General features: G+C 44.0%; 6 protein-coding genes. All 6 read right to left on the reverse strand.

From position 1 onward, the window contains the following. Window positions 1-197: phage integrase N-terminal SAM-like domain-containing protein (locus tag NT175_14560; protein ID MCX6235914.1), on the reverse strand; the 197-nt coding region annotated here is incomplete at its 3' end. Window positions 198-667: 470 nt separating this feature from the next. Then, complete coding sequence (locus NT175_14565; GenBank protein ID MCX6235915.1) at window positions 668-3,025, reverse strand: T9SS type A sorting domain-containing protein; 2,358 nt, start codon at window positions 3,023-3,025, stop codon at window positions 668-670. 35 nt (window positions 3,026-3,060) lie between these two features. Next, window positions 3,061-3,486, reverse strand: coding sequence for a SoxR reducing system RseC family protein (locus NT175_14570; GenBank protein ID MCX6235916.1), 426 nt, complete (start codon window positions 3,484-3,486; stop codon window positions 3,061-3,063). Between the two features lie 71 nt (window positions 3,487-3,557). After that, the gene (locus tag NT175_14575) at window positions 3,558-4,262 is read right to left on the reverse strand and encodes an SDR family oxidoreductase (GenBank protein MCX6235917.1); all 705 of its coding nucleotides are present in this window, start codon (window positions 4,260-4,262) and stop codon (window positions 3,558-3,560) included. Window positions 4,263-4,304: 42 nt separating this feature from the next. Then, entirely contained in the window at window positions 4,305-5,099 is a 795-nt protein-coding gene (locus NT175_14580) for a DUF1573 domain-containing protein (protein ID MCX6235918.1), read from the reverse strand. A 69-nt stretch (window positions 5,100-5,168) separates the two neighbouring features. Next, the gene (locus tag NT175_14585) at window positions 5,169-7,751 is read right to left on the reverse strand and encodes a T9SS type A sorting domain-containing protein (GenBank protein ID MCX6235919.1); all 2,583 of its coding nucleotides are present in this window, start codon (window positions 7,749-7,751) and stop codon (window positions 5,169-5,171) included. Window positions 7,752-8,073 lie beyond the last annotated feature (322 nt).

Raw genomic sequence — 8,073 nt, forward strand, 5'->3', positions numbered from 1 at the left:
ATCCACGACTTACTTCGTTTATTCCCTGTGATGTTAAGCAAGATATAATCCCGGATTTGGTCGACTGTCAGCATATCTGCCGGAGTTTTATAAAATAATGCAATCTGGGCAATGATGCTGACATAAGATCTTATGGTCACAGGACTGTAACCTTTCAACTGCATCTGTTGAATCATTTGTTTTCGTAAAGCATTCATAGCAATATGTTTTAAGGGTTTAACATATTGCCTTTTACGGAAAGTATTTGAAAAGGTAATGTTAATCGGAACTACCGCCAGAGGCGGTTTAGTTCAACTATCTTGTAACACCTACTCATATAGTCCTGTTTACACACCATTAGGAGTGCGGACAGGAGAGATTGAGTAGCATGTTATATTAATTGCTATATTTTCACTGACTAAAAATCATCAAACGGGCTCCGGATGCTCTGTATAGTCCGCGCACTAACATAAGTGTATATCTCCGATGTTCGACTGCTACGATGCCCCGGAATCTCCCGGATATACCGAATGTTAACACCTAATTCGTGCAAATACGTCGTCCCGACAAGTAAGGATAGACTCCATTAATCGGAAAAGACGACTGTAATCCGGTAAGATGACCAATAAGATAGCAATATCCGATACACCTATTACTATGACTCTTACAGGATGTTTAAAAAGTCTGCCTACTGTACCACAATTTTTTCGACCTTCTGGGAGTTCCCGGCCCGAACTTTCAGTAAGTAGATGCCCTTCGGAAAATATGTCATGTCAAATTTCTTGGTATAGGAAGCAACCTGTGTATTGCTGCGCTCTGAAAACAGGATGTTACCCTGTGTATCGGTCACCTGAACATTGAAAGCCTGATTACCGACACCATTTATATATACGTCGAAAACTCCCGATGTAGGATTTGGAATGACTTTGACATCAATCTTATCGGCATATTTTTCGTCCATACCTGTGCAGGGATCCAGTGTCAGTTTCATATAATCGGTGTTAGGCAGGGAGCACGGAGCGATGGCTAAAGCATGCAGTGTGAGCTTGACGGAACCGGCGGCAATATCCCCGGTTCCGGGAAAATATTCGGCAGTCAGCGAAGCCGTATCACTGAAAGCCCCATCACCATTCGTCGTCCAGTAATATGAGGATGCATATTCAGCTTGTCCTGAGAGTGTCAGAGTATGGTAGTTGCATATGGTCGTATCAATGCCTGCATCGGCATCCGGTTTTTTGACGATAGAGAGCAGCAGGCTGTCATAGGATTCAAAGCCCGCTTCATAACCATAACCTGTCAGTTTAAGTGTGACGCTGCCGTTAGCGATGTCATCAGGTCCCCGTAGATAGGTGGTACTAAGGGTATTAGGCGGACTTGGTATAAAATTACCATCGCCCGAGGTTGACCAGAGCACTCCATCGCAATAGGTAGCAATTCCCTGAGTGGTAAAGTAGTTCATTTCACAGATCGTATCGTCATTGCCGGCATCTATCGAAGGTGGCAGTATAGGGCCAAAGTCAAATGTCACGATTCTGGTCTTCCATTGAGACTTCATATATTCCTGAGTATACCAGAATGTTGAGTCATCAGCCGGGTCAACCGACATCATGCTGTAGTCGCCCCAACGATTAACGCCAGACTGAGAATTTGTGCCATCAACCACATCCATTTCCGGTATGTTCATCTCTCCCAGTGGAGCATCGGCCGTACGACCTGTATATCTAACTGAAGGATAAACGGTACTGCTCGACACAGAATAGCCGAGGGCAATGTTTCCTTTACCATTCATGGCTATGCTGCCCATCCAGCGGTTTTCGGCATCAGGTGAATAGGTCCCCTGCTGATAAATGTACCAGTTACTAGCATCTTTCCTGAACTCATACCACCTGATACCGGCATGATTACTGACATTGACGGTATGATTTGTAAGCAGTACCTGCCAGGAGCCAAAATTCCGGTACTGCAGGCGGTACATCAACCTGTCGGTCATATCATCAAGCGTCTGTGTTGTTCCTGGCTGGGTAATACCTGACAGATTTGCACTGAAGGGATCCACATCGATAAGCTGGAGGAGAGTGAATGTTGAATTAAGGGTATTATTCCAGTCGACGTGAAAGCCATAAATTTTCATTTTCTGGGCATTGATAGACAGGCTGGTAAAGAAGCATGTTGTACCGTCGGGTGGCGAAGGGCCATCGACGTCGGCAGGCAGGATTTCGAGTGTTGATGTGTTCAGGTCGAAATAGACCATGCGGGCACCGGGGTCGCCGATAAGCATTTTATCGCGTTCGAAAGCTGCCACACCACCTTTTACCTGGGTGCCGAACATCCTGAAGGTTCCATAATAGGCATCATTCCAAACGCCAAGCTTAGGATAGTCATTCATGGCGTTGAACTGCCATGCATAGCGGTACCAGGAACCAAGGGGATCATTGGTTTGGGATATAGCGAATAGTTGCCAGTATGTACCTCCGGTAATGTCAGTGTTGACTGCAAACTGCGATGCCATCCACCGGTCAGCCTGTTCATCATATAACACAACAGGGTCACCGTCGTTAGTGCCGGTCCATGAACCGATGAATCCCTCCCACAATGTGCTGTTATCGACAGGACCGTAAACCAAATTGCCCTGTTTGTCCCAAATGGCAAACGACAGGTTAATCATCTGAAAATAATAGTCAGGGCTCACATCACCTTCCGTATCCGGAGGATATACGCCATTGACATTACCCACTCCATCATAGTTGCGAATAGGGCCTCGAACTGAATGCTTGCCGAAATAAGCCTGCAGAACCGGATCAGTAAAATTTTCACGAATCTCAAAACTATGATTTCTTGAGGATTCTTCCTGGTATTTATCCTCGACAAGTCCATTTTTCCAGCTCCTGTCACGTTGTCCCGGCAGGATGACTTTCATATCCCGTAAGGGCGGAGTTTTGTCAAAATAAACAGCCTTTTCAACCCTGGTCAGTTGAAACACTTCCTGAGCCTGAAGTACAAGTGAACTTAATACAATTAAGCCTGATAAGAATAAAAAACGTTTCATGATATGTATAAATTATTAATTATTAATTGATTAGCTTATGCTATTTTAAAATCAAATGTATTTTTCAACCTGTTCCTCATCAGATATAACACCAGATAGTATGGTCCCATCAATGAAATGGAAACCAACGCAGCTACACCTTCATTGATTGAAAAAGAGGTAAGGATAACCAGCGATATAACAAGTATCAGCAATGGCAACAGATAAGCAAGGACGACAGCTTTCTTCCCCAGTGATTTTTCAAGCACCACATTGACCTGCTCACCTGTTTTATAATTATCCTTAAAGTTTCTTCTTATTTCGATGATCTTTTCTTGCATCTCGGCCATACTGCATGCCGCTTTTACGTGGCAGGCGGAACATGCCGATAAGTTCATGATCCTGACATAGATAGTCTCATTGTCAACTTTTTCAACAATCCCGGGATGTGAAATGATATCTGAAGATTCGTTTATTCCCATGCAATAACAAATGTACTCATTTTTTTGTACACATCTCACTACTTTTTGTCATGTTCAAAAAAACAATTGAATCATGGTGTTGTAAGAGCGACAGGTAAAATTTTGCCGTTAAAATACTTATGACCATTCAACGCGAAATGCATGACGAACTCAGCCATGGTAGCAGCATCCAAAGGTGCCTGATAACCGGGGAAAGCATTACGGAACATATCTGTATCCACAGCTCCTAATGCCAGGCAATTCACCTTTATCCCGAATATTTTGAATTCTTCTGCCAAACATTCTGTAAGGACAGCCAAGGCTCCCTTGCTGGCGTTATACAGTGACATTCCACTATATTTCACACTACCCTGAACACCTCCCATGCTGCTGATATTCACAATATGACTGCCCTTTCGCAGCATAGGGAGAAACAGCTGGGTGAGGCGGATGACACTTTTCAGATTGATGTCGAAAACCTCGTCATACTCCTCAATGGTAAATTGATCAAAAGGCTTATTAATGAGCATTCCGGCATTGTTGATGAGTATATCAACATGGTCGAAAACCTTGGCGACAGAAGGTTTAAGGACATGATGATAATCCCCTTTCCGGAGATCGAAAGGTAAAGGAAATATGCTGCTGGTATGTTCCGGAACTTTGCACTCAGAGGCAAGGGCTTCAAGTCGTTTCTTATCTCTTGAAATAGCAATGATGCAATTATCGGGCTGGTGATAAAATGCTTTTGCCGTTTCGTATCCCAAACCTTTACTGGCGCCGGTAATGATGATATTCATTTGAGATGGATTTACCGGTATACCGGAACTTATGTAATATATTTATTTGGGAACCTGTTCCACCATACCCTTTATAGCAATCATCTTTGATGGAGACTTAATATCGTTGGAGATCACAGTAACATGATAGCTCTGCTCTCCCTTCTTGCGTTTGCTGTCGAAAGTCACCGTTATTACCCCGCTTTGTCCCGGTTCCACAGTTTTAACGCTTGTTTCCGCCTTGGTGCATCCACATGATGCCTTAGTGGAATAAATGTTCAATGTTCTTTTACCGGTATTTTTGAAAGGGAATTTAATGGTTGCCACATCCCCTTCTTTTAATTTGCCGAAATTCATCTCGGTGCTGTCAAAAACGATAACCGGCGGATTAGAGCGTTCCTGTTCGGTCAATGTTGAGAAGTCAGGCATTATGTCGGGGCTGATGATGATCCTTTTTTTAGATTTTACTGTATCATTGGTAATGAGATTCAAATGATCCACAACACGACCATATTCATTCTTTTTTTTCGCATCGTAAGTGATAATTAATTTCCCTTCTGCATTCGGGTTCAATGTTTCAGGGATGAGCTTATAGGTGATATAATCAGGGGCGTCCTCCACTGAAAGAGTCATTACTTTACCCCATCCATTTAACATAAATACCGTGTCGGTCATTACACTGTTGATTGTGATTCCGGGAAAACCCAGTCCAAATGACTTAAATTTAAGGTTACCAATATTTGCCTGGTAATTCTTATCCCTGACTGTGACCTTCTCTTCATTCTGTGCAAAAACAGCGGAAGAAAAAACAACACATCCCAAAATGATCCATAATGAGATTAATGATTTCCGTTTCATAGTCATAATATTCTTAATTAATAATAGTTGTTTAACGAAATTCAGGACAAATATTGTATCCCGAACTGCTTATTGAACGATAAATTTCCTGCTCGTCGTTTGTACGTTGGATTTAAGTTGAACTATATACAATCCTGCTTTCAATTTTTCACCCTGGCTTGTGGTTCCATTCCAGCGTTGTGTATAAGGTCCCTCCAAAGTGTACCCTGTTTTCAGTATCCTTATCAGGTGGCCATTTATATCGGCGATGGAGAGTTCAATATGTCCGGATCTGGATAGTTCAAAAGAAAAAGAAATCTCTTTACCTTCACTGATACCGGCTGGATTGGGATAAACCTCAAGCGTCGGCATAAACGTCTGATTGTCTGATGGATTGCTGATGCCGACAGAAATATCATCAATATTTATCTTATATGCTGACAGGCCATAAGTACCCATGATAAGCGTACGTGTGGGGCTGTGTAATTTCATTGCTGTAACCGCGACGTTGCCAAGACCCTGTGAAACGCTTATCCAGTTCTGACCTCCATTTTCAGTATAATATACACCGGCATCAGATCCGACTAAGATACGGTTAGGAATTTCAGGATCGAGAAGAATGCAGTTCATGGGCAGTTCGGGCAGGTTACTGCTAATGCTTGTCCAGGTTTCGCCCAGGTCGGTCGATTTGAAAACATGAGGCAACGGTTCATCCCAGCGAAAGCCGGAGATGGTCGCATAGATCGTATTGGCATCATGCGGATCTGCTGCCACGCCGGTGATCCAGCGCTTCGGCAGCCCTTCGGATATCTCATTCCATGTACTGCCGCCATTAACGGAAATATGAACATGACCGTCATCAGTACCTGCAAGTACGATACTGGGATCCAATGGTGACACGGCCAAAGTGCTGACAGTATGCCATGTACTGCCATCATCGCCATCGGTCATATCGCTTGAAACGGCAGTCCAGCTTGTTCCCCAGTCAATGCTTTTCCAAACCCTGTATGTGCCGAAATAGAGTACACTGGGTTCCAGGGGATGAATCACCAATGGTGATGACCAGTTGGTTCTGTCGCCGTACATTTCATAACCGATAGATTCAAAATACCCGCCGCCATTTGTTGATTTATTTAATCCGCCCCACTGATATTCGGCGTAGATGATGCTGGGATTGGCATAGTCGACGACACAGTAGAAACCATCACCGCCAAGTATATTCTGCCAGTCATCCAGGCTGCCGGTCAGTGTACGGATTGTGCCATTATCCTGTGTACCGCCATAGATACGGAATGAGTTGACAAAATCCACTTCGATGTCATAAAACTGTGTGATAGGCAGGTTATACACCTTAGCCCATGTGGTGCCATAGTTGAAGCTTGTGTACAAGCCGCCGTCATTACCTTCCACACACATACCGGATAAATTATCAATGCTCAGGGCATGGTGGTCGACGTGAAAGTCCCAGTCGCCTATTTCCATCCAGCTGTTGCCGCCGGTTTCGGAGCGGTAGGCATAAACGCCAAGGACAAAGACCCTTTCGGCATTAGCCGGGTCAACGCGTATTTGTCCAAAATACCAGCCGAAATTACTATTCATTTGCTGGAGCAGGCCATCGTTCTTCCGTACCCAGGAAGCCCCGGCATCATCACTCCTATAAACCCTAACCTCATAATAATCCATGTCGATAAACGAGTACAGTGTATTTGGACTGGAAGCGGCAATGTCAATGCCTATGCGTCCGACATTATCGCCGACCGGGAGGCCGTTTATCAGCTGATCCCATGTATCGCCTCCATCCGTCGTTTTATATATGCCGGAACTTTCACCGAAAGATCTGCGGTAATTCAGTCCGCGCATGCGTTCCCACATGGTGGCATAGATGATATCCGGGTTATGCGGATCCTGAACAAGGTCAACACCAGATGTCGAGTCGGTGAGGAATAATATCTTTTCCCATGAAGCGCCGCCATCCAGGCTACGGTATATGCCCCTGTTTTCGTCAGGGGTGAAAAGGTTCCCACATGCAGCAACATAAACGCGCTGCGGGTTGTCATAGTCGACGATGATCCGTCCGATATATGCTGAATTCTCCAGGCCTGAGTGCTGCCATGTCTGCCCGGCATCCGTCGATTTGTAAACGCCATTTCCAAAAAAGCTGTAGCTTGATGCATTGGCTTCACCTGTACCGGCATAAATGATGCTTTGATCGCTGGGATCAATGGCGATGTCACCGATAGAGATGACATCAGCATCTTCAAAAACATTATCCCATGTTTCACCACCATCTGTCGTTTTCAATATTCCACCGGAAGCTGCGCCAATATACCATGTAAATGGTGCGTTGGGATGGAAAGCAATATCCGTAATCCTGCCGCCGACATTTGTCGGACCGGCAAGTTCCCAGTTGTATCTGCCTTTGGGCGAGGCATGGCGAAGTTTGGTCGCCTGCTCCATACCATCCAAATATGCACTCACGTTTATCTTGCCGTATGGATATGCCCTTTGTCTGGCCATCCAATCTTCAGGACCAAATTTCCCCTCCTGCTTTACATCAGACTTTCCGGATACAGAAATTGTCGACTGCGAAGAAGACTTGTTTTTACCGATGTATAATAACGATAAAATAAGGATAACAGTGGCAAGGGCTAAAAGTAACAGTTTCCTTTTCATAGAATGGTTAGATTAATATTAAAGAGTCGCAAAGTTATTTAAAAAGAGGACAACAAAACAGGAAACCTTAAAAGAAATCTTCCTTTACAGACATTCCATATCTCAAAAATATGTTATGTAATGTCTAATTGACAATTGCTTTAACCGAACAGGTTTCTTTGCCTGTTGAAAGTTGAATAAAATATCACTACTGACCGACTAAATTAATACAAAAGAGGGTACTCCCAACGGGTTTCCCCTCAATGTTGTAGTTTTGTTTTGCGAACCAAAAACTGCAACATGGGTAAAGATACAGAAATAAAATTAGTCGGACAGCCGATTT

Source organism: Bacteroidota bacterium (genome assembly GCA_026391695.1).
In the GTDB taxonomy this organism is placed as follows: Bacteria; Bacteroidota; Bacteroidia; order Bacteroidales; family JAGONC01; genus JAPLDP01.

Bases quoted from the DNA above. Each gene is read 5' to 3' on its own strand.
- NT175_14565 (MCX6235915.1), bottom strand. From the start codon at position 3,025: ATGAAACGTTTTTTATTCTTATCAGGCTTAATTGTATTAAGTTCACTT.
- NT175_14570 (MCX6235916.1), bottom strand. From the start codon at position 3,486: ATGGGAATAAACGAATCTTCAGATATCATTTCACATCCCGGGATTGTT.
- NT175_14575 (MCX6235917.1), bottom strand. From the start codon at position 4,262: ATGAATATCATCATTACCGGCGCCAGTAAAGGTTTGGGATACGAAACG.
- NT175_14580 (MCX6235918.1), bottom strand. From the start codon at position 5,099: ATGAAACGGAAATCATTAATCTCATTATGGATCATTTTGGGATGTGTT.
- NT175_14585 (MCX6235919.1), bottom strand. From the start codon at position 7,751: ATGAAAAGGAAACTGTTACTTTTAGCCCTTGCCACTGTTATCCTTATT.